The 22,673-nt window shown below is 70.1% G+C and carries 16 protein-coding genes; 8 read left to right on the top strand and 8 right to left on the bottom strand.

What is annotated here, in order from left to right; all coding sequences use genetic code 11:
- The first annotated feature begins 152 nt into the window (after positions 1-152).
- Positions 153-1,901, top strand: coding sequence for a transcription termination factor Rho (gene rho / locus ACYVJH_RS11410; protein WP_460454765.1), 1,749 nt, complete (start codon positions 153-155; stop codon positions 1,899-1,901).
- A gap of 141 nt (positions 1,902-2,042) precedes the next feature.
- The gene (locus tag ACYVJH_RS11405) at positions 2,043-3,860 is read left to right on the top strand and encodes a monovalent cation:proton antiporter-2 (CPA2) family protein (RefSeq protein WP_460454764.1); all 1,818 of its coding nucleotides are present in this window, start codon (positions 2,043-2,045) and stop codon (positions 3,858-3,860) included.
- 6 nt (positions 3,861-3,866) lie between these two features.
- On the opposite strand, the gene ACYVJH_RS11400 is transcribed toward ACYVJH_RS11405, so the two are convergent.
- On the bottom strand, positions 3,867-7,163 hold the full coding sequence (locus ACYVJH_RS11400) for an ankyrin repeat domain-containing protein (protein ID WP_460454763.1): 3,297 nt from the start codon (positions 7,161-7,163) through the stop codon (positions 3,867-3,869).
- Positions 7,156-7,410: a YcgL domain-containing protein gene (locus ACYVJH_RS11395; protein WP_460454762.1), complete on the bottom strand. Its 255-nt coding sequence runs from the start codon at positions 7,408-7,410 to the stop codon at positions 7,156-7,158. The genes ACYVJH_RS11400 and ACYVJH_RS11395 overlap by 8 nt, the downstream gene beginning before the upstream one ends.
- Before the next feature lie 120 nt (positions 7,411-7,530).
- On the opposite strand from ACYVJH_RS11395, the gene ACYVJH_RS11390 reads away from it, so the two are divergent.
- Complete coding sequence (locus tag ACYVJH_RS11390) at positions 7,531-9,876, top strand: S9 family peptidase (RefSeq protein WP_460454761.1); 2,346 nt, start codon at positions 7,531-7,533, stop codon at positions 9,874-9,876.
- 7 nt (positions 9,877-9,883) lie between these two features.
- Here the strand turns inward: ACYVJH_RS11390 and ACYVJH_RS11385 are convergent, their stop codons facing one another.
- Positions 9,884-10,783, bottom strand: coding sequence for a chorismate transformation enzyme, FkbO/Hyg5 family (locus tag ACYVJH_RS11385; protein WP_460454760.1), 900 nt, complete (start codon positions 10,781-10,783; stop codon positions 9,884-9,886).
- Positions 10,784-10,851: 68 nt separating this feature from the next.
- Here ACYVJH_RS11385 and hemF point away from each other — a divergent pair, with 68 nt between their 5' ends.
- Positions 10,852-11,796, top strand: coding sequence for an oxygen-dependent coproporphyrinogen oxidase (hemF, locus tag ACYVJH_RS11380; RefSeq protein ID WP_460454759.1), 945 nt, complete (start codon positions 10,852-10,854; stop codon positions 11,794-11,796).
- Positions 11,797-12,041: 245 nt separating this feature from the next.
- Here hemF and polA read toward each other — a convergent pair whose 3' ends face one another.
- Entirely contained in the window at positions 12,042-14,792 is a 2,751-nt protein-coding gene (polA, locus tag ACYVJH_RS11375; protein WP_460454758.1) for a DNA polymerase I, read from the bottom strand.
- 108 nt (positions 14,793-14,900) lie between these two features.
- Between polA and ACYVJH_RS11370 the strand changes: the two genes are divergently transcribed.
- From ACYVJH_RS11370 to ACYVJH_RS11355, 4 genes are read left to right on the top strand one after another with little or no spacing between them, the layout of a single operon-like run.
- On the top strand, positions 14,901-15,248 hold the full coding sequence (locus ACYVJH_RS11370) for a DUF2782 domain-containing protein (RefSeq protein WP_460454757.1): 348 nt from the start codon (positions 14,901-14,903) through the stop codon (positions 15,246-15,248).
- Positions 15,239-15,754 (top strand): TRAP transporter small permease subunit, encoded by a 516-nt coding sequence (locus ACYVJH_RS11365; protein ID WP_460454756.1) that lies wholly within the window; start codon positions 15,239-15,241, stop codon positions 15,752-15,754. Before ACYVJH_RS11370 ends, ACYVJH_RS11365 begins: the two co-directional genes overlap by 10 nt.
- 2 nt (positions 15,755-15,756) lie before the next feature.
- Positions 15,757-17,133, top strand: a complete 1,377-nt coding sequence (locus tag ACYVJH_RS11360) for a TRAP transporter large permease (protein WP_460454755.1) — start codon at positions 15,757-15,759, stop codon at positions 17,131-17,133.
- A complete protein-coding gene (locus ACYVJH_RS11355; RefSeq protein ID WP_460454871.1) occupies positions 17,130-17,567 on the top strand; it encodes a GNAT family N-acetyltransferase in 438 nt (145 codons plus the stop codon). Before ACYVJH_RS11360 ends, ACYVJH_RS11355 begins: the two co-directional genes overlap by 4 nt.
- Here ACYVJH_RS11355 and ACYVJH_RS11350 read toward each other — a convergent pair.
- The 4 genes from ACYVJH_RS11350 to ACYVJH_RS11335 all read right to left on the bottom strand — a co-directional run bounded on the left by ACYVJH_RS11350 (position 17,564) and on the right by ACYVJH_RS11335 (position 22,668).
- Entirely contained in the window at positions 17,564-18,472 is a 909-nt protein-coding gene (locus ACYVJH_RS11350) for a c-type cytochrome (protein ID WP_460454754.1), read from the bottom strand. The two genes, ACYVJH_RS11355 and ACYVJH_RS11350, sit on opposite strands and share 4 nt — an antisense overlap.
- Positions 18,473-18,609: 137 nt before the next feature.
- Complete coding sequence (locus tag ACYVJH_RS11345; protein WP_460454753.1) at positions 18,610-19,713, bottom strand: TRAP transporter substrate-binding protein; 1,104 nt, start codon at positions 19,711-19,713, stop codon at positions 18,610-18,612.
- Positions 19,714-19,800: 87 nt separating this feature from the next.
- Positions 19,801-21,981: a DNA helicase II gene (gene uvrD, locus ACYVJH_RS11340; RefSeq protein WP_460454752.1), complete on the bottom strand. Its 2,181-nt coding sequence runs from the start codon at positions 21,979-21,981 to the stop codon at positions 19,801-19,803.
- A 51-nt stretch (positions 21,982-22,032) separates the two neighbouring features.
- Positions 22,033-22,668 (bottom strand): TIGR00645 family protein, encoded by a 636-nt coding sequence (locus tag ACYVJH_RS11335; RefSeq protein ID WP_460454751.1) that lies wholly within the window; start codon positions 22,666-22,668, stop codon positions 22,033-22,035.
- Between the last annotated feature and the right edge of the window lie 5 nt (positions 22,669-22,673).

Genomic DNA, 22,673 nt, shown 5'->3' with positions numbered 1-22,673 from the left:
GTCCCGCCCCGGTCCCCCGGGGCCCCGCGGGGGCCGGGCGCTTGTCGCGCCGCCCCCCGCGGTGTTAGTTTGAAGGTCATTCGGGCGCCCTGGGCGCCGATGTCTTGCCATACCCCCTTCCTCCCCACGCTCGCGTTCGCGAGGTGAATCCTGTGTCCGAAAACGAAACCGACTCCGGCGCCAGCGCCGAGAAGCGTCCGCGCAAATCGCGCGCCGCAAATCCCAACAACGACGCTCCGTCCGCCGATTCCCCGGCAGCGGCGCCCGTGCCTGTCTCGGCACCGGCCCCCGAGCGCGCCAAGGCTGAACCTGCTGCTTCCGGCGATGCCGGCGGCGGTGGCGGCCAGGGCGGCGGCGGTGGCCAGTCCGGAGGCGGCCAGTCCAGTGGCGGCCAGGGCGGCAACGACGACGGCGGCCAGCAGGGCGGCGGCGACGGTGGCCCCCAGGGCGGCGGCGACCGCGGCCGCGAAGGCCGACGCAACCGGCGCGACCGATTCCGCGACAAGCGCGACCGCTTCAAGGGCCGCGAAGGCGGCGGCGGTGGCGGTGGCATGCCCGGCGACGACGAAGGCAATGCCAATGGCGGCAACGGCGGCCAGAACGAGCGCCCGCTGCCCCAGCTGCCGCCCGACTTCCCGGTCTACAGCCTCAACGACCTCAAGCGCATGCCGGCCTTCAAGCTGCTCGAGATCGCCGACAAGCTGGGCCTGCACGAAGGCGTGGCGCGCATGCGCAAGCAGGACGTCACCTTCGCCCTGCTCAAGGTGCTCACCCGCCACCCGCAGGGCGTGGCCGGCGACGGCGTGCTGGAAATCCTGCCCGACGGTTACGGTTTCCTGCGCTCGGACGACGCCAGCTACCTGGCCGGCCCGGACGACGTCTACATCTCGCCCAGCCAGATCCGCCGCTTCAACCTGCGCACCGGCGACGAAATTTCCGGCCGCATCCGCAGCCCGAAGGAAGGCGAGCGTTATGTCGCCCTCAACATCGTGGACACCATCAACGGCGAACCGCCGGAGGCGTCCAAGGGCAAGGTGCTGTTCGAGAACCTCACCCCGCTGTTCCCGCGCGTGCGCTTCAAGCTCGAGCGCGGCAATGGCTCGTCCGAGGACATCACCGGCCGCGTGATGGACCTGATGTCGCCGATCGGCAAGGGCCAGCGCGCCCTGATCGTGTCGCCGCCCAAGGCCGGCAAGACCGTGCTGATGCAGAACGTGGCCCAGGCCATCATCCACAACCACCCGGACGTGCATCTGATCGTGCTGCTGATCGACGAGCGGCCCGAGGAAGTCACCGAAATGCAGCGCACCGTGCGCGGCGAGGTCATTTCCTCGACCTTCGACGAGCCGGCCGCGCGCCACGTGCAGGTCGCCGAGATGGTGATCGAGCGCGCCAAGCGCCTGGTCGAGCACAAGCGCGACGTCGTCATCATGCTCGACTCGATCACCCGCCTGGCCCGCGCCTACAACACCGTGGTGCCCAGCTCGGGCAAGGTGCTCACCGGTGGCGTCGACGCCAATGCCCTGCACCGCCCGAAGCGCTTCTTCGGCGCGGCCCGCAACGTCGAGGAAGGCGGCTCGCTGACGATCATCGCGACCACGCTGGTGGAAACCGGCTCGAAGATGGACGAGGTGATCTACGAAGAGTTCAAGGGCACGGGCAACTCCGAAGTGCACCTGGACCGCCGCATCGCCGAAAAGCGCGTCTACCCGGCCATCAACATCAACCGCTCCGGCACCCGCCGCGAGGAGCTGCTGATCGAGCCGGACATGCTGCAGAAAATCTGGATCCTCCGGAAGCTGCTGCACCCGATGGACGAACTGGCCGCGATGGAGTTCCTGCTCGAGAAGATGAAGAACACCAAGTCCAACGACGAGTTCTTCTCCTCGATGAAGCGCTGAGGCCCCGGCCACCGCGCAATGAAAAAGCCGGCCTTCGGGCCGGCTTTTTCGTGGCGCCGGGAAACCGGCGAACCAGGACCTGCAGCACACCATCCCGGGAACGAGGCTTCAATGGCCGCCCGACCGGAGCATAATCTTGCCATGCACGCCTCCAGCGGTTACCTCGGTCTCCTGCTCGTTTTCCTGATCGCCGCCGTGATCGCGGTGCCGCTTTTCCGGCGACTGGGCCTGGGCGCGATCCTGGGTTACCTGGCCGCGGGCGTGGCCATCGGCCCGGATGGCCTGTCGCTGGTGCCCGACCCCGACGACGTGCTGGCGGCCTCCGAGCTCGGCGTGGTGATGCTGCTGTTCGTGATCGGCCTGGAGCTGAGCCCGGCACGGCTGTGGGTGATGCGGCGCAAGGTGTTCGGTACCGGCGGCCTGCAGGTGTTCGTATCGGCCGCGGCCATCGCCGCGATCGCCGCGATGGGCGTGGACGGCTGGAAGGCGCCGCTGGTGATCGGCATGGGCCTGGCGCTCTCGTCCACCGCCGTGGGCCTGCAGCTGCTGGCCGAACGCAAGGAGCTCACCACCGAACACGGCCGGGTGGCGTTCGCGATCCTGCTGTTCCAGGACCTCATCGCCATCCCGCTGCTGGCGGCGATCCCGCTGCTGGGCGCGGCCAAGGCACTCGAGCGTTCGGCGCCGCCGCTCGACAGCGTGGTGATCGCGGTCGGCGCGATCCTGGCGGTGGTGATCGGCGGGCGTTTCCTGCTTCGGCACCTGCTGCGGGTGGTGGCCAGGGCGCGTTCGGTGGAGGTGTTCACCGCCAGCGCGCTGCTGGTGGTGGTGGGCAACGCCTGGATCATGGACCAGGCCGGGCTGTCGATGGGCCTGGGTGCCTTCCTGGCCGGCGTGCTGCTGGCCGAGTCCGAGTTCCGGCACGAACTCGAATCGCATATCGAACCCTTCAAGGGCCTGTTCCTGGGCCTGTTCTTCATCGCCATCGGCATGAGCATCGACCTGGACGTCATCGCCGACCAGCCGGCGATGATCGCGGCGGGCGTGCTGGGCCTGCTGGCGCTCAAGATGGCCGTGCTGCTGGCGGTGGGGCGGTTCACCGGTGGCCTGGACTGGCGCCAGGCCGTGCAATTGGGCGCGGTGCTGGCCATGGGCGGCGAGTTCGGCTTCGTGGTGTTTTCCGAAGCCCTCAAGGCCGGGCTGATGGACGCGCAGCTGCGTGACCAGCTGTTCGTGGTCATCGGCCTGTCGATGGCGGCGACGCCGCTGATCCTGCTGGTGGTCTCGCGCTGGCTGCGCGAGCACCCGTCGGAAGAAAAGAAGCGCGAGCCCGATGACATCGACCACGAGCACCCGCGCGTGATCATCGCCGGGTTCGGGCGGGTCGGGCAGATCGTCGGGCGCATGATGCGCGCCCAGAAGATCGCCTTCACCGCCCTCGAAAACAGCGCCGACCAGGTCGACGTATCGCGCCGCTTCGGCACCAAGATCTACTACGGCGACCCGGCCCGCCCCGACCTGCTGCGCGCGGCGCACGCCGATCGCGCCGAGGTGTTCGTGCTGACCACCGACGACCCCGACGCGAACGTGCGCACCGCCCGCCTGGTCAAGCGCATGTACCCGCACCTGAAGGTGTTCGCGCGCGCGCGCAACCGCCAGCATGCCTTCCGGCTGATGGACCTGGACGCCGATGTCACCCGCGAAACCTTCCACTCCAGCCTGGTGATCGGCCGCAAGGTGATGCAGGCCCTGGGCGTGCCGGAGGAAGAAGCCGAGCGCAATACCGAACGTTTCCGCCAGCACGACGAGCAGCTGCTTCGCCGCCAGCACCTGGTCTACGACGACGAGGCGGCGCTGGTGGCGTCCTCGCAGGAAGCCCTGGTGGACCTGGAAACGCTGTTCGAGGCCGACCTCAGCCCGGACGAAGCCGCCGAAGACGACGGCGATGCCGGGCGTTAGCGCGGCCTAGTCGCGCTCGCGCAGGAAGCGCGCCAGCGATGGCGGGCCGCCGGCGCGGCCGGGTTCGAATTCGGCGGCGACGTCGACGAAACCCCGCAGCACCGCCAGGTCGTGCGGCGTGCGGCCGAGGATGTCGCGAGCCTGGCGGTCGGCACCTTCGCGCAGCAGGCGCTGCACCACGCGCGCCAGGCCATGCATCGCGGCCAGGTGCAGGGGCGTGAGGCCGCGCTGGTCGGCGGCGTCCAGCGCGACGCCTTCGGCCAGCAGGCGCTCGAGCCCGGCCAGCAGCACTTCTTCGTCGCAGGCGGTGCCCGGTTCGGCGCGGGCGCCAAGCAGGAGCAGCAGCGGTGTCTGGCCGGCGGCACTGGGCGCATCGGGCTCGACGTCGGCCAGCAGCAGCACGTCCACCAAGGCCAGCACACGCTGGCGGTCGCGCGAGGAAAACGCGTGCAGGGCCGCGCAGTGCAACGGCGACAGGCCCTGGGCGTCGCGGGCCTCGGGGTCGGCGCCGTGCGCCAGCAACCGCGAGATCAGCTCTGGTTGGCCCAGTGCGGCGGCCAGCATCAGTGGGGTCACTTCGCCCGGCAGCGGCAGGTCGGGCTCGGCACCGGCGCGCAACAGGCGGTCGACCACGCCGACGTGGCGCATGCTGATCGCCGCCGACAGCGGCGTGGCGCCGGTGCGCGCAGCGATGCGGGTGTCGGCACCGTGGTTGAGCAGTTGCTCGACTACCGCCTCGTGGCCGCCTCCGGCCGCGCGCAGCAGCGCCGTGCAACCCTGGGCGTCGATGGCGTCCACCGGCAGGTCCAGCTCCAGCAGGCGGCCCACGGCCTCGGCGTCCCCGGCCATCGCGGCCGCGGGCAGGTCGGCCGGCTGCAGCGTGCGCCCTGGCAACTGCCACTGCCGCCATTCCAGCCAGTGCGAAAGTTCGCGCCGCTCCGCCGCCAGGGCCAGGCCCAGCGGGGTTTGCCCGTCGGGTGCACACAGCGCCGGCGAGGCGCCGTGGCGGACCAGCAGCTGCAGGGCCGCTTCGCGGCCGAGCGCGGCGGCAGCGTGAAGTGGCGTGTGGCCGTGGCCATCACGATCGTTCGGGTCGGCGCCGACAACCAGCAGGACCTGCGCCAGGCGCAGCCAGCCCAGGCGGATCGCCAGGCCCAGCGGCGGGTCGGCCGGCGCGCCTCCGAAGGCATCGGCGCCGCGTTCGAGCAGGGCCAGGGCGACGTTCTCGTGGCCGCGGCTGACGAATTCGCCGGCCAGGCAGGCCTGCAGCCAGCGTGCAAGGCCGCCGCGCCCGCCCACGGGCTGGCCGCGGTCGAGAAGGCGCTGCAGCGCCGCGCAGGCCTGGCCACCCCGATCGAGCAGGTGCATGAACGCGCTGTCCTGGTCGTCGACGCGGGTATCGGCGCTGGCGCCGTGGCGCAGCAGCCAGTCGAACATCGCCAGGTCGCCATCACCGGCGAACTCGAGCAGCAGCGAGGCCAGGCCAGTCGCATCGGGACCGGCGCCAAGACGCAACATGGCTTCGGCGGACTCCAGCCGCCCGGCGACCAGGGCTTCGCGCAGCAGTTCGCGCGGGCTTCTTTCGAAGCTGCCTTCGGCCAGGCCTTCGGCGACGCTGGCCGGCAGCGGGTAGGTCGGGTCGAGCACCGCCACCAGCGGCCAGCGGCCAGCACCCAGGGCGTGCTCAAGCGCCCGGCGACCGTCCTGGTCGCGCTGCTCGGGGTCCACGCCCATGGCGATGAGGTGGCGCAGGAATTCCGGGCCGGCTTCGGACTCAGCGGCCAGCACCAGGGCGTTGCGGCCGCGGCCATCCACCGCCGACACATCCGGGCGCGCCTGCGCCAGCCTTGCCAGCACCGCGGCCTGGCCATGGCGGGCGGCCTCAAGCAGGGGCGTCATGCCGTCGGCGTCGCGGGCGTTGCGGTCGGCGCCGGCATCGAGCAGGCTCCCGGCCACGTCGGCATTGCCTGCCGCGCAGGCCACGTGCAGCGCGCTGCGCTGGCCCTGGCCGCGCGAATCCACCCTCGCCTTGTGGCGCAGCAACAGCTGCACGCCGGCGGGATCGTCATCGCCGCCCGCGGCCGCCAGCAGGGCCGGCTGGCCATCCTGGGGTTCGGGCCTGGCGCCGCGTTCGATCAGGAACTTGGCCAGCCGCCAGTTGCCGCTGGCGCAGGCCACGCCCAGCGCACTGAAGCCATCGGCATTGAGCGCCTCGAGCATGGCGCCGGCGTCGAGCAGCAACGCCGCCACCGCCGGGTCGGTGCTGCGCGCGGCGTGGTGCAGAGCGGTATTGCCGTCGGCGTCGGCATGGCGCGGATCGGCGCCATTGGCCAGCAGGGTCATCACTGCTTCGGGCCGCCCGTGCCAGCTGTCGCGGGTGGCCGCCAGCAGCGGGGTCAGGCCGGCGTGTTCGGCATTGAGGTCAACGCCGCGGGCGATCAGGTCGCGCAGCAGGCGCAGGTCGCCCAGCAGGGCGGCCAGCATCGGCAGGCTGCGCTGGTCGCGGTCTTCGGGGTCGGGCAGGGTTTCCGGGTCGGCGCCGTCGGCCAGGGCGGCCAGGGCGGCCTCGATGCGGCCGGCGCGGGTAGCGGCGAGCAGGCGCGCGTCCGGATCCTGGGCGTCTTCGGTCGGCGCTGGGGGCGCATCGTCGTCGTCGCCGACGATAGGCAGGTTGGCCGGAAGGCGATTGCCGGCCTCTTCGGGGGGCTTGCCGAAGGACTGCACCAGCCCGTGCGCCAGCAGCGAAAGCACCACGAACCCCGCGATAGTGGCCGGCCTGGCGGCGGCTGGCAGCAGACCTGGCCAGGCCAATCCCAGGATCGCCGCCAGCACCACGAACACCGCCAGGGCCACCACGAAGCCGCGCCCGGCATCGGCGGGTCCGCCGTTACCGACCTGGGCCGCCAGCACCGGCAGGGCCGCGCCACCGCGTCCGGCCAGGCCGAACGCCGGCCAGGCCCGCCACAGGCCCAATAGCGCCAGGCCGGCCAAGGTGCCCAGGCCCAGCGCGGCGGCCAGGGTTCCGGTCTCCAGCAGGGCCTGCAGCGGCCAGGCCACCGCCAGCCACAGCCCGGCCAGGCCCAGGGCCCAGAGCGAAGCCAGGGCGCCGGCGTCGCGTCGCTGCACCGGCGCCGGCAGGTCGGCGCGCAGGCCGCGCAGGCGCGCCAGGCCCAGCGCGAACGCAGCTTGCGCCATCAGCGCGGGCGCTGCGGTCCAGGCCTGGCCCAGCAGCAGGGCCGCGGACAGGCCGGCGCCCAGCGCCAGCCAGGCCCAGCCCTGCCAGGCTCGGCGCGCGTCAGCCATCGACCATCGGGTCCAGCACGGTGGGCGGGAACTGCAGGTGGAAGCCATGGGCCTGCAGGTTGGCGAGCACCACCGCCGGGTCGGCGCGGGCCAGGCGGCGGTTTGCCGTCAGCGCGAACTCAAGCACGAACACCAGCTCGCCCAGGGGCTCGCGCACCGCCGGGGGCAGGGCGGAAAAGTCGTCCTGTTTGCGCAGGTAGAGATAGGTGTCGGGCTTGCGCAGGGATTTGTAAACGTAGGCTTGCATGGCATCGCCGCGCTGGGTTGGGCGATTGTCGCCGCAAACGCCGGGTGGGAAAAGCCGCACACGCGCCGGCTGCGCCGGCTTTGTTAGGCTTGCCGGCCAGTTTCGACTCCCGGAGCCCCCATGCGACTTCGTCTTGCCGCCCTCGCCCTGGTTTCCGCCTGCGCCCTGCCGGCGCTGGCCCAGGCGCCGCTAACGCTCGACCAGGCGATGTCCCATCCCGACTGGATCGGGCCGCCGGTAGAGTCGGCCTGGTGGTCACTGGACGGCCAGCGTGCGCTCTACACGCTCAAGCGCGAGGGCAGCCCGGTGCGCGACACCTGGACGGTGCCGGTGGCTGGCGGCGAGCCGGCGAAAGTCGAAGGCAGCGCCCTGGCAGAGCTCGACGCCGCACGACCGGTGTTCGACCCGACCCACCGGCAGGCGGTTTTCATCCGCAACGGCGACGTCTTCCTGCGCGTGCTGGGTGGTCCGCTGGTGCAGCTGACCCGCAGCACGGACGCCGAGGCCGACCCGCGCTTCGGTGCCGACGGCCGCAGCGTGGTCTGGCGCGTGGGCAATGACTGGTTCCGCTGGGTTTCCGACACCCGCCTGGTGCAGCCGGCGGCGCTGCCGCGCGCGGAAAAGGACCCCGCGGCCGAGCCGGAAAAGGACGCCATGCGCGACCACCAGCTGCGCCTGAGCGCCCAGCTGGCGCGCGAAAAGGCCTTCCGCGAGGCCCAGCGTGAAAACGCCGAGGTCCTTCGCCAGGCCGACGCCAGCCGGGCGGCGGCGCCGGTGTACCTGGGCGACAGGATCGAAATCGCCGGCAGCGCGATGTCACCCGATGGCCGCTGGCTGCTGGTGGTCACCGAAGCCAAGGGTTACGAAAAGGGTCGTGGCGGGGAAATGCCCAAGTATGTGACCGAGTCAGGTTACGTCGAAGACGAGGACGTGCGCGTGCGCGTGGGCCGCAATCCGCCGCAGGGCCAGCAGCTGGTGCTGGTGGACCTGGCCGATGGCAGCCACCGCCAGCTGCCGCTCTCGAACCTGCCCGGCATCAGCCGCGACCCGCTGGCGGAACTGCGCAAGGCCGCTGGCGAGGACCCGCTCGAGGGCGACCGCCCGGTGCGCATCGACGGCCTGCTCTGGAGTGACAACGGCGGCAACGTTGCGCTGATGGCGCGCGCGGTGGACAACAAGGACCGCTGGATCGCCACCGTCGACCTGGCCGCCGGCAAGCTGCAGCCGGCGCACCGGCTTACCGATCCGGCCTGGATCAACTGGGGCTTCAACGATTTTGGCTGGCTGCCGGGCGGCCGCACCCTGTGGTACCTGAGCGAGGAGTCCGGCTTTTCCCACCTCTACACCGTGGTGCCGGGCCAGCGCGCCAACCGCCTGACCAGCGGCCGCTGGGAGACGTCGGCGCCGCAGTGGTCGCCCGACGGCGCCACCGCCTATTTCGTCTGCAACCGCGAATGGCCGGGCGACTACGAGGTCTGCGCGGTGCCCAGCAACGGCGGCGAAGTGCGCGAAGTGACCGCGCTCGACGGCGTCGAGGATTTCACGCTGTCGCCGGACGGAACGCAGCTGCTGGTTCGCTGGTCGCGCTCGCACGTGCCGCCGCAGCTGGCGGTGCAGCCGGTGGCCGGCGGCGAGGCGCGCAAGCTCACCGACACCCGCAGCCCCGAGTTCGCGGCGCGCGAGTGGCTGGCGCCAAAAATCGTGCAGGTGCCCTCGAGCCACGGCGCCGGCAGCATCTGGGCCAAGCTCTACCGCCCCGAGGCACTGGAAGAAGGCCGCAAGTACCCGGTGGTGATGTTCGTGCACGGTGCCGGTTACCTGCAGAACGTGCATGCACGCTGGCCGGTGTATTTCCGCGAGCAGATGTTCCACCAGCTGCTGGTGGAAAACGGCTTCATCGTGCTGGACATGGACTACCGCGCCTCGGAAGGTTACGGCCGCGACTGGCGCACGGCGATCTACCGCCGAATGGGCCACCCGGAGCTCGAGGATTACCTGGACGGCGTGAAGTACATGGTCGCCGAACACCAGGGTGATGCGGAAAACGTCGGCCTCTACGGCGGCAGCTACGGCGGCTTCATGGCCTTCATGGGCCTGTTCCGCGCCCCCGACGTCTTCAAGGCCGGCGCCGCGCTGCGGCCGGTGACCGACTGGACCAGCTACAACCACGAATACACGTCCAACATCCTCAATACGCCGACGCTCGACCCGGAGGCCTACAAGCGCAGTTCGCCGATCGAATACGCGGAAAACCTGCGTGGCCACCTGCTGATCAGCCACGGCATGATCGACGACAACGTTTTCTACCAGGACTCGGTGCGACTGGCGCAGCGCCTGATCGAACTCAAGAAGCATGACTGGGAAATGGCCAGCTACCCGCTGGAACGCCACGGCTACCAGCACCCGGAGAGCTGGTACGACCAGTACCGCCGCATCTACGAGCTGTTCGACGAAAACCTGAAGTAAGGCGGCCTCAGGCCGCGACGAACACGCCTTCGAGTTCGACGTCTAGTTCGCGGCGGCAGACGTCGCCGCGCAGGTAGCTGATGCGCTCGCCCGGCAGGCCCGCCGTGGCCAGGATGGCCTGGGCCGCAGCCAGGTCGCCCGGGTGGCGCAGATAGACGCGCAGGGCCTCGCAGTGCGCCGGCGGGAATTCGCGACCGGTGGCCTGGTGGCCCTGGTCGAGCAACGTGGCCAGGTTGTCGAGGCTTTCGCGCAGCTGGGCGGCGAAATCGCCCACGTGCCGCGACACGTGGCCGACGATGCTGGCCGTGCCCGAGGCCAGCAGGCGCGGCTTGACGGTGTCGGCGTCGAGCACTGCGCCGCGCGAAAAGCCGGGCGACACCGGCCCGTGTTCACGCGGGTACCGCCAGGCCGGCGTCTGCCGCGGGTTCTCCAGCGCGATGCCCGGCGACTTCGAGCACAGCGCCACCACCTGCAGCCGGCCCGGCACGCCGTCGCTGCCGATGGCCGTGGCCGCCGGCGGTGGCTGGTTGAACATGCCGTCCACGGCCCCGGCACGACCGACGCAGAAGCGCCGGTAGCGTTCCTGGTCGCCCTCGCCTTCGTTGATGGCGGCGAAGTAGTTCCAGATGCGGATCAGGTAGGGATGCGTGGACGGCCGCACCTCGGCCAGCAGGCGGGCATAGGCCTGGGCCGTGGCGGTTTCGATGTCGCCGCCGGCCTCGGGCTGTTCGATCACGCGCACGGCGTAGTGGCCGTTGCCGCACCAGGCTTCGACCGGGGGGCCGGCGAGCAGGCCGCAGTCGACCGCGCTGGGCACGGCGGCGGCGGTTCCGAAGATGAAGGCGACCAGGGCGTCGGGGCCGGTATCAGCCGTGACGCGCAGGCGCGGGGGCGTGGGGGAGTTCATTGCTGGCGGCGATTATAGCGGCCGACGCGGGCGGCTATCATGGTCGCGTCCCCGGAACCGACGCCGCCATGACCGATTTCAACGCCGTGCACGCCTTCCTCCGCGACCTGCAGGACCGCATCTGCGCGGGCCTGGAATCGGTGGACGGCGGCCGCTTCGAGCAGGACGAATGGACGCGCGAGCGCGCCGATCCCAGCAAGGGCCCCTCGATGGCCGGGGGTGGTCGTACCCGGGTCTTGAAGGAAGGCGCGGTGTTCGAGCAGGCCGGGGTGAACTTCTCCGACGTGTCCGGGCCCTCGCTGCCGGGCTCGGCCAGCGCGCACCGGCCCGAGCTGGCGGGCGCACCCTGGCGGGCCGCGGGGGTGTCGCTGGTTATCCACCCGCGCAACCCGCACGTACCGACCTCGCACGCGAACGTGCGCTTCTTCGAGGCCCGACCGGAAGGCCGGGACCCGATCTGGTGGTTCGGCGGGGGTTTCGACCTGACCCCGTTCTATCCGGTGGACGAGGACGTGCGGCATTGGCACCGGGTGGCCAGCGAACTGTGTGCGCCCTTCGGGGAGCAGCGCTACGCGGAGCACAAGGACTGGTGCGACCGGTATTTTTTCCTCAAGCACCGCAATGAAACGCGTGGCGTGGGTGGGCTGTTCTACGACGACCTGCACGCGGACGGCTTCGAGGCCTGTTTCGGCTACACCAGGGCGGTGGGCGCGGGTTTCCTGGATGCCTACCTGCCCATCGTGGCGCGCCGCAAGGACACGCCCTACGGGGAGCGTGAGCGGGAGTTCCAGCTTTACCGGCGCGGGCGCTACGTGGAATTCAACCTGGTCTGGGACCGGGGCACGCTGTTCGGGCTGCAAAGCGGCGGCCGAACCGAGTCGATCCTGATGAGCCTGCCGCCCCGGGTCCGCTTCGAGTACGCCTACTCCCCGGAGCCGGGCAGCCCCGAAGCCCGCCTGGCCGACTACCTGCGGCCGCGCGACTGGCTTGGCGAGCCGCCGGCCGGCAAATAAAAACCCCGCGGGCCAGGGGAAGCCCGCGGGGTCGGGGTTTGGAGCGCAGGTTGGGGAGAACCCTGCTCCGATTGGATCCACTCAGGGGAGGGAGTGATCCTGCGCCGGACCTTGCATCCGACGCGCCTAGTAGACCCCCCGGCGCATGAGAAGTTCGTGAACAGGAGCGTTAAATCGGCATTCGATTCAGGACGCGTTCACCTGACTGCAAGTGATTGATATCCAAGCGTATTAGAGGCAGCTGATCAGTGCGCTTCGTCCCAGTTTTCGCCCACCCCCACGTCCACCACCAGCGCCACCTTCAGGTCCGCCGCGGCAGCCATGCGCTGGCGCACCTCGGCCACCAGGGTGTCCACGAAACCGGCCTCCACCTCGAACACCAGTTCATCGTGTACCTGCATCAGCATCGCCGCCTGGTCGCGGTGGCCGTCCAGCCATTGGTCCACCGTGACCATGGCGCGCTTGATGATGTCCGCCGCCGTGCCCTGCATCGGCGCATTGATCGCGGCGCGCTCGGCGCCGGCGCGCTGGGCTTGGTTGCGTGAGTGGATTTCATTGAGCTGCAGGCGGCGACCGAACACCGTTTCGACGTAACCCTGCTCGCGCGCCTGCTGGCGAACACGTTCCATGTAGTCGCGCACGCCCGGGTAGCGGCTGAAGTAGAGCGCGATGTAGTCCTGCGCCTCGCCGCGACCAATGCCGAGCTGGCGCGCCAGGCCCCAGGCGCTCATGCCGTACATCAGGCCGAAGTTGATCGCCTTGGCGGCGCGGCGCTGGTCGCCGCTCACCGCGTCGACGGAAACGCCGAAAACTTCCGCGGCGGTGGCCTTGTGCACGTCCTGGCCACTTTCGAAAGCGCGCAGCAGGCCGTCATCGCCGGACAGGTGGGCCATGATGCGCAGTTCGATCTGCGAGTAGTCGCAGGCGACGATCTTGCGGCCCCCGGGCGCGATGAACGCGGTGCGGATGCGGCGGCCGTCGGGGGTGCGGATCGGGATGTTCTGCAGGTTCGGGTCGTTCGAGCTCAGGCGACCGGTGGCGGCGCCGGCCTGGTGGTAGCTGGTGTGCACGCGGCCAGTGTCCGGGTTGATCATTTCCGGCAGCTTGTCGGTATAGGTGTTGCGCAGCTTGGCCAGGCCGCGGTACTCGAGCACCAGCTTCGGGAGTTCGTGCTGGTCGGCGATGGCTTCCAGCGCTTCTTCGTTGGTGGACGGCGCGCCACCGGGGGTCTTCACCACCACCGGCAGCTTGAGCTCGTCGAACAGCAGGGCACCGAGCTGCTTGGGCGAATCGAGGTTGAATGCGCGGCCGGCGATTTCATGCGCCCGCTGCTGCGCGGCGAGCATGCGCTGGGACAAGTCCGCGCTCTGACGACGAAGCTCCGCGGCATCCACCAGCACGCCGGTGGCCTCCATGCGCGTGAGCACCGGCACCAGCGGCATCTCGATGTCGCGGTAGACGGCCTGCAGGCTCGGCTCGGCGGCCAGTTTCCCGGACAGCACGCCGTGCAGGCGCAGGGTGACGTCGGCGTCCTCGGCGGCGTACTGGGTGGCGTCGTCGAGCGCGACCGCGGAGAACAGGATCTGCTTGGCGCCCTTCCCGGCCACCTGTTCGTACTTGATGGTTTCGTAGCCCAGGTACTTGCGCGCCAGCGTGTCCATGTCGTGGCGAAGGCCGCCGGCGTTGCAGACGAAGCTCTCGAGCATCGTGTCCTGGGCATAACCGCGCACGACCAGCCCGTGGCGGCGCAGCACGTGCAGGTCGTACTTGCCGTGCTGGCCCAGCTTGGGCTTGTCCGGGTCTTCGAGCACGGGGCGCAGTGCGTCGAGCACCTGCTCGCGCGGCAACTGCAGCGGGGCGCCCGGGTAATCGTGGCCGACCGGGATGTAACAGGCCTTGCCGGGCTCGACCGCGAAACTCAGGCCGACCAGGTTGGCGCGCATGGGGTCGAGCGAGTCGGTCTCCGTGTCGAAGGACACCAGCGGCGCAGCGCGCAGCTGCTCGACCCAGGTCGCGAGCGCGGCCGCATCGGTGATGCACGCGTACTCGCCCTTGGCGGCCAGCGCCGGGTCCGGTGCGGACTCGGCTTCGGCACTGGCCTGCGCAGCGGCCGCCAGGCTGGCCTGGGCCGGGCGCGTGGCCGGGTCGGGCTTGCCACCCTCGAGTTCACGCAGGGCGGCGGTGAAGCCGTAGCGGGTGTAGAGCTCGCGCAGGGCGTCCACGTCGCGGCCGCGCAGCGTGAGCTCGCGCGGGCCCTGGTCGAGCGGCACGTCGGTCTTGATCGTCACCAGGTCGCGGTTCAGCGGCAGGCGGTCGAGCGCGGCGCGCAGGTTGTCGCCGATCTTGCCCTTGATGTCGGCGGCGTTGGCCATCACGCCGTCCAGGCTGTCGTACTGGGCCAGCCACTTGGCGGCGGTCTTGGGCCCGCACTTGTCGATGCCGGGCACGTTGTCGACGCTGTCGCCCATCAGGGCCAGCAGGTCGATGATCTGGTCGGGGCGCACGCCGAACTTTTCCATCACCCGGGCATCGTCGGTGATGCTGCCGGTCATGGTGTTGGTGAGCGTGATGCCCGGGCGCACCAGCTGGGCGAAATCCTTGTCGCCGGTGGAAATGGTGACCGGGATGCCCTCGGCGTGCGCCTGCAGGGCCAGGGTGCCGATGACGTCGTCGGCCTCGACGCCGGACACGCGCAGGATCGGAAAACCCAGCGCCTGCACGATCTGCATCATCGGTTCGACCTGGGCACGCAGTTCGTCCGGCATCGGCGCCCGGTTTGCCTTGTACTGGTCGTACATTTCATCGCGGAAGGTCGGGCCGGATGCGTCCACGACGAAGGCGGCGAAGTCCGGGTTCTCCTTCAGCGTGGCGCGCAGCATGTTGACGATGCCGAACAGGGCGCCGGTGGGCGATCCGTCGGGCGCGGTCAGCGGCGGAAGGGCGTGGAAGGCGCGGTAGAGATAGGACGAGCCGTCGATGAGGACGAGGCGGGACATAGGGGTGTTCCGGTTCGGCAGGCGGCTGATTCTACGCGTCCCGGCGCCCCCGCTTGAGCGCCCGCGGCGCATTTGCCATGCTGCTCCTCCCGCGTGCAGGAGCCCGCCATGAACGCCCTGATCCCCCTGCTTCTCGCCCTGGCCGCCCAGGATGGCGGACAGCCCGCGGAATCCGCGGCGAGCGAGCCCGCCGCGCGCGAAGAGGCGCCGATTCCCGAGAAGGTGCATGCCACCGCCGAAGGCGACCAGCTGCCGGCCGTGAGCATCCGCACCGAGGAAAACGGCGACAAGGTCGAGGAATACCGCCAGAACGGCGTGCTGTACATGGTGAAGGTGACGCCCGAACGCGGCGTGCCCTATTACCTGATCGACACCGACGGCAACGGCAAGCTCAACCGCGACGACGGGGTCAAGACGGTATCGCCGGTGTACTGGACGATCTACGAGTGGGATTGACCGCCACGGCCCAGGGCTGGGCCGATGCGCTGAGCGAAATCGCCGGCCGGCTGGCGGCGCTGATGGCGCTTGCGCTGGTCGCGCTGGTGTTCGGCCTGGTCGTCGCGCGTTATGGGCTGGGCATCGGCTCGGTGGCGGCGCAGGAGGCCGTGCTCTGGCTGCACGCGGCGATCTTCCTGCTGGGCCTGGCCTACGCACTGCGGCATGGCTCGCACGTGCGCGTGGATGTGTTCTCGCAGCGCTGGTCGCCGCGCACGCGTGCCTGGGTCGAGGTCGGCGCCGGCGTGCTGCTGCTGTTGCCGCTGTGCGTCTTCATCGTCGCGATGAGCTGGGACTACGTCGCCGCCAGCTGGGCGGCGCGCGAAGGTTCGCGCGATCCCGGCGGCCTGCCGGGCTGGTACCTGCTCAAGGCGCTGGTGCCGGTGTCGGCGGGGCTGCTGCTGGTGCAGGGACTGGCTGAAACCACCCGCGCGCTGGGCCGCGCCACCTCGCGCCAGGACGCCTGACCGTGTTCGAAGCCCAGGCGTGGATGCTGCTCCTGCTGTTGCTGGGCCTGTTCGCGGGCCTGGCCAGCGGCTACCCGGTGGCCTTCGTGCTGGGCGGCGTGGCGCTGCTGTCGGCGGGGGCCGGCATCGTGCTGGGACTGTTCGACCCGAGCTTCCTGCAGGCATTTCCGAACCGCGTCTTCGGCGTGATGACCAACGAAACCCTGGTCGCAGTGCCGCTGTTCGTTTTCATGGGCGTGATGCTGGAGCGATCGCGCATCGCCGAATTGCTGCTCGAGGCGGTTGCGTCGCTGTTCGGACGCAAGCGCGGCGGCCTGGTGGTGGCGGTGCTGCTGGTCGGCGCTGTGCTGGCGGCCTCCACCGGCATCGTCGGTGCCACCGTCGTGGCCATGGGCCTGATATCGCTGCCGACGATGCTGCGGCACGGCTACTGCCCGCGCCTGGCCAGCGGCGCCATCTGTGCGTCGGGCACGCTGGGCCAGATCATCCCGCCCTCGATCGTGCTGGTGCTGCTGGGCGACCAGCTGGGCAATGCCTACCAGCAGGCGCAGCTGCAGCAGGGCGTGTTCGCGCCGGAAACGGTGTCGGTGGGCGACCTGTTCGCGGGCGCGCTGCTGCCGGGCCTGGGGCTGGTCGGCCTGTACCTGGCCTACGCGCTGTGGGTGGCCTGGCGCCAGCCCGAACGCGCACCGGCGCTTACCGGTCTGGCGCCGCGCTCGTGGTGGCAGCTGGTAAAGGCCATCGTGCCGCCACTGGCCCTGATCGGCCTGGTGCTGGGCGCCATCCTGGGCGGCTTCGCGACGCCCACCGAAGCGGCGGCCGTTGGCGCGGTCGGCGCGACGGTGTTCGCCGCGCTTTATGGCCGCCTGGGCTTCGCGCGCCTGGCCGACGTCGCCCGCGAAACGGTGAAGGTGACGGCGATGGTGTTCGCCATCCTGGTGGGTGCGGCGCTGTTCTCGCTGGTGTTCCGCGGGTATGGCGGCGACGAGCTGGTGCATGCCACGCTGACCGGCCTGCCCGGTGGCACCTGGGGCGCGATCGTGGCGGTGATGCTGCTGATGTTCGTGCTGGGCTTCGTGCTCGACTTCATCGAGATCGTGTTCGTGGTGGTGCCCATCGTCGGGCCGGTGCTGCTGGCGCTGGGCGTGGACCCGGTGTGGCTGGGCGTGATGATGGCGATCAACCTGCAGACCAGCTTCCTGACCCCGCCGTTCGGCTTCGCGCTGTTCTACCTGCGCGGGGTCGCGCCGCCGGAGCTGCGCACCAGCGATGTCTATCGCGGCGTGCTGCCCTTCATCGGCCTGCAGCTGCTGATGCTGGCGGCGGTGGCGGCCTTCCCGTGGCTGGCCACCGCCTTGCCCGACTACCTTTACCGCTGAGCGCCATGAACCAGCTGAAAATCAGCACCGATCCGGCGGACGTCGACCTGGACGTCGTACACGGCTTTCTCAGCCAGCACGCCTACTGGTGCCTTGGCATCCCACGCGCCGTGCTTGAACGCGGCCTCGCCCATTCGCTGTGTTTCAGCGCCTGGCTCGACGGCGGGCAGGTGGGTTTTGCCCGGGTGATCGGCGACCGCGCCACCTTTGGCTACCTTGCCGACGTGTTCGTGCTGCCGGACTACCGCGGGCGGGGGATTTCCAAGGCGCTGGTGGCCACGGTGATGGCGCATCCCGACAGCCAGGGACTGCGCCGCATGATGCTGGCCACCCGCGATGCACACCGTCTGTATGCCGGCTTCGGTTTCACGCCGCCGGCCTGGCCGGAGAGCCTCATGGAGCGCTACCGGCCGGCCGTCTACCAGCAGACCTAGGCTTTTTTCAGCTTCGGCTGGCCCGGCCTGGCAGGCAGGCGCGACAGGTGCTGCCACAGGGCCGCCACTTCGGTGTCGGTCATCACGCCATAGGCGCCCCAGGGCATGAACGGATGCAGCTGGCTCCCATCCGGGCGCCGACCCTCGCGCAGCGCACGCCCCAGGTCGGCCTCGGTCCAGCCCGCCAGGCCGTTGGCATGCGGGGTCAGGTTGGCCGCCGGCGGCAGCTCGGGCGGAGTGCCCGGCACGCGCTGGCCGGCCCAGTCACCGCCGTGGCAGCCGGTGCAGACCTGGGCAAGGTAGGCGCCGTATTCGGGGGTGGGGCCGGGTGCCGGCGCGATGCGGTGGCGCGGGCTGTGGTCGATGTCGGCGGCCGGCGCCAGGTGCAGTTTTCCGAACAGCGCCATCACCCGGCCCAGCGGCCGGATTTCCGTGGTGCCGGGCTGGTGGTCCGAAGACGGCAGCGCCTGCAGGTAGGCGACCAGCGCAGCGGTGTCCTCGTCGGAGAGGTTCATGAAGTCGGTGGACGGCATGATCCGCAGTGGGCGCCCCTGGGGGTCGACGCCGTGGCGGATCGCCGCGCCCAGGGCGTCGGCGTCGTAGCGTTCGCGCACGGCAGCGGGCGTGAGGTTGGGCGCGACGACGAAGGCCACCGGGCCCGCGTCGATGAAAGCCTTGCCGCGGCCGGCTTCGCCGTGGCATTCCACGCAGCCGGCGACGGTGTACAGGTGTTCGCCGCGGGCCAGCGCCTCGGGGCTGTCGGTCATGGGCAGCGGCGGGTCGGAGACCGCGTAGACCCGGGCCAGGTCGGCTTCGGTCTTGAACCAGGCTATGGCGAAGACGGCGCCGACGACGACGAACATTGAAGCGGCCACCCAGGCCGCGCGGAGGATCCAGCTGCGCATGACACATCTCGAGTTGGTGATCGTGATGGCAAAGTACGCAAATTGGCGGCCCGGTCGGCCGTCCCCGAAGTCACTGTCCCGCGACGTCGTTCAGCCGCGGTTTGCCCGGCGCCGCCCGGGCATGACGTCCGGCAGGCTCAGCCGCGGGTGGCGTAATAGGCCTCTTCCGACACCGCGTGCCAGGCCTTGGCCTGGGCCTGGAAGGCGCGCATGGAATCGAGTGCACGCCGGGCCATCGGGTCGGCGGCCGCGGTTTCCTCGAGCACCTTGTCCGAAGCGCGGCGCAAGGCCAGGAGCACGTCGTCGGGCAGCTGCCGCAGCTGGACGCCGTGTTCGCGGACCAGGCGGTCGAGCGCCTGCTGGTTGCGGGCGGTGTATTCGGCCAGCATCGCGTCGTTGACCGCGCGGCAGCAGGTATCGACGATGTCGCGCAGGTCCTGCGGCAGCGCGTCGAACGCGGCCTTGTTGACCATGCATTCGAGCGTCGGGCCCGGCTCCTGCCAGCCCGGGTAATAACAGTACTTGGCGGCGCGGTGCAGGCCGAAGGCCAGGTCGTTGTAGGGGCCGACCCATTCGGCGGCGTCGATGGCACCGGTTTGCAGCGAGCTGAAGATCTCGGCGCCGGGCAGGTTCACCGGCGTCGCGCCCACGCGCGCCATCACTTCGCCGCCCAGGCCGGGGATGCGCATTTTCAGGCCCTGCAGGTCGGCCAGCGAATCAACCGGCTTGCGGAACCAACCAGCCATCTGCACGCCGGTATTGCCGGCCGGGAACGGCACCAGGCCGAAGTGCGCGTAAAGCTCGCGCCAGATCTCCAGGCCGCCGCCTTCGTACAGCCAGCCGTTCATTTCCTGGGCATTGAGGCCGAACGGCACGGCACAGAAAAACGGCGCCGCGGCGGCCTTGCCCTTCCAGTAATAGCTCGCGGAATGGCCCATTTCGGCGGTGCCGCGGCCAACGGCGTCGAAGACCTCGAAGGCCGGCACCAGTTCGCCGGCGCCGTAGACCTTGATCGTGAGCCGGCCGCCGCTGGCGGCGGTGATCATCGCGGCCAGCCTGGCGGCGCCGGTGCCCAGGCCGGGGAAATTGGTGGGCCAGGAGGTGACCATCTTCCATTGCAGGCGCCCGGTGGACGCCGTGGCGGCCCCATCGGCCGCGCCCTCGGGACGGGCACCGCAGGCGGCCAGGCCGGTCGCGACGGCGGCCAGGCCGGCGCCGCGCAGGAGTTCACGTCGTTTCATTCGATTTCCCCGGGTTTCTGCGATTGCTTCGCCGCGAAGTATGCCGCGTACGGACTGGACCTTGCAGGAGCGCCTCCAGGGCGTGGCCTAGGCGGGCTGGAGGTTGGCGTAGCCGAGCACGAGCCATTTGGCGCCGCCGTCCTCGAAGTTGACCTGGATGCGGGCGTGCGAACCGCTGCCTTCGGCATCCATCACCACGCCGATGCCGAAGCTGGGGTGCACGACACGCTGGCCCAGGCGCAGCGCCGGGCCGGACGACGCGTCCAGCGCCGCCATGCGCGGCGGGCCGAAGCCGGTGGGGCGGCTGACCTGCACCTTGGGACGCACTTCGCGCAGCAGGCCCTGGGGGATCTCGCGCAGGAAGCGCGAAGGCGTGCCGAGCATTTCCATGCCATGCAGGCGGCGCGATTCGGCGTAACACAGCACCAGCTTCTGGCGGGCGCGGGTAAGGCCGACATAGGCCAGGCGGCGTTCCTCTTCCAGCCGCCCGCTTTCCTCGAGCGACCGGCCGCTGGGGAACAGGCCTTCTTCCATGCCGACCAGGAAAACATGCGGGAACTCCAGTCCCTTGGCGCTGTGCAGGGTCATCAGCTGCACGCCGTCCTCGCCGGCCTCGGCCTGGCCTTCGCCGGCCTCAAGCGCGGCATAACCCAGGAAGGCGACCAGGTCGGACATGCCGGCCAGTTCCTCGTCGTCGGGACGTTCGAAGCGGCTGGCCACGGACACCAGTTCGTCGAGGTTGTCCACGCGCGAATCAAGCTGGCCGCGCGATTCGTTGGCGTAGTGCACGCGCAGGCCGGAGGTGGTGATGACGTGGTCGAACTGCTCGTGCAGCGGCGAATCCTGGATGTCGGCCTCCAGGCCGGCCATCAGGTCGATGAAACCGCGCAGGGCGTTGCGGGCACGTCCGGCCAGGCCGCTGCCCTCGCCCGACATGGTTTCGGCGGCGACGAAAAGCGGGATGGCCTTTTCGCGCGCATGCCGACGCACTTCGTCCAGGGTCTTGCCGCCGATGCCACGCGGCGGCGTGTTCACCGCCCGCTCGAAGGCGGAGTCGTCGCCGCGGTTGGCGACCAGGCGCAGGTAGGCCAGGGCGTCCTTGATTTCCATGCGGTCGAAGAAGCGCTGGCCGCCATAAACGCGATAGGGCAGGCCGGCCTGCACGAGCTGTTCTTCCATCGCCCGCGACTGGGCGTTGGAACGATAGAGCACGGCGTTGTCGCCGGCGCTGCCACCGTCGCGGATCCAGGCCTGGATGCGTTCGACGACGAACCGCGCTTCGTCCACCTCGTTGTAGGCGGCGAAGAGGTCGATCGGCTCGCCCTCGCCGTCGGCGGTCCAGAGTTGCTTGCCGACGCGCTCGGGGTTGTGGGCGATCACCGCGTTGGCCGCGGCCAGGATGTTGCCCGACGAACGATAGTTCTGCTCGAGCTTGATCGTGCGCGCGCCCGGGTAGTCGCGCAGGAAACGCTGCACGTTCTCGACCTTGGCGCCGCGCCAGCCGTAGATGGCCTGGTCGTCGTCGCCGACCACGAACACTTCGCCGGTGTCGCCGGCCAGCACGCGCACGAAGGCGTACTGGATGGAATTGGTGTCCTGGAATTCGTCCACCAGGATATGGCGGAAACGCTGCTGGTAGTGGTGCAGCAGCGCCGGTTGTTCGAGCCAGAGTTCGTGCGCGCGCAGCAGCAGCTCGGCGAAGTCCACCAGGCCGGCGCGCTGGCAGCGCTCTTCGTAGGCCTCGTATACACGCTGCATGGTCTGGCCGTAGAAGTCGCCGCCGGCCGGCTGGATGTGCTTCGGGCGCCGGCCTTCGTCCTTCTGGGCATTGATCCACCAGGCCATCTGGCGCGGCGGGAAGCGGCCGTCGTCGAGGTCGAGGTCGGCAGCGATGCGCTTGAGCAGGCGCACCTGGTCGTCCTGGTCGAGCACCTGGAAGGACTCGGGCAGGCGGGCTTCCTGCCAGTGCAGGCGCAGCAGGCGGTGGGCCAGGCCGTGGAAGGTGCCGATCCACATGCCGCGGCTGCCGTGGCGCAGCAAGGCTTCGACGCGGCCACGCATCTCGGCGGCGGCCTTGTTGGTGAAGGTGACCGCCAGCACGCCGTGCGCGGGCACGCCGACGACTTCGTTCAGCCAGCCGATCCGGTGGGTGAGGACGCGGGTCTTGCCCGAGCCGGCGCCGGCCAGCACCAGCAGGTGCCCCGGCGGGGCCGAAACGGCGTCGCGCTGGGCGGGATTGAGGTCGTCAAGCAGGTGGGAAACATCCATGGCGCCATTGTACCGGCGCCATGGACCCCAGGCCGCGGGTTTTTGCGGCCGTCAGTGTTTCTTGCCGGCCGCGGTGGACTGCGACATCAGCTTGTCGGTCCAGGCGATGCCGATCGCGGAGACGATGAAGGCCATGTGGATGATGGTCTGCCACATCACGCCCACGGTCGTCACCGAAGTGCAGCCCTTCTCCTTCGAGCCGACCTCGGCCATCAGGCGAACCGCCTCGATGCCTTCCGGGCTGCTGCACAGCGGCACGCCGCCCAGGGCACCGGCCTCGATGAAGGTCTTGAGCAGGTGGATCGAGGAGATGCCGATGATCGCCATCGCCAGCTTCACCTTCAGCACCGAGGCGTTGACGTGGCTCAGCCACTCGGGCTGGTCCGGGTGGCCCTGCAGGTTCAGTCGCGAAACGAAGGTTTCGTAACCCCCCACGATCACCATCACCAGCAGGTTGGAGATCATGACCACGTCGATCAGGCCCAGCACCAGCAGCATGATCCCCATCTCGGTGAGGATGTTGGCGTCCAAGATCAGGTGCGTCAGTTCCTTCATGAACAGGAACACGTAGACGCACTGCGCGAGGATCAGGCCCAGGTACAGCGGCAACTGCAGCCAGCGCGACGCAAAGATCAGCGTGGACAGCGGGCCGAGTTTCGGCACGCCGGCGGAAGCGGGGTTGGTCATGGGTT

The organism is Arenimonas aestuarii (genome assembly GCF_054781715.1).
This window is presented reverse-complemented; position numbering and strand designations above follow the sequence as displayed.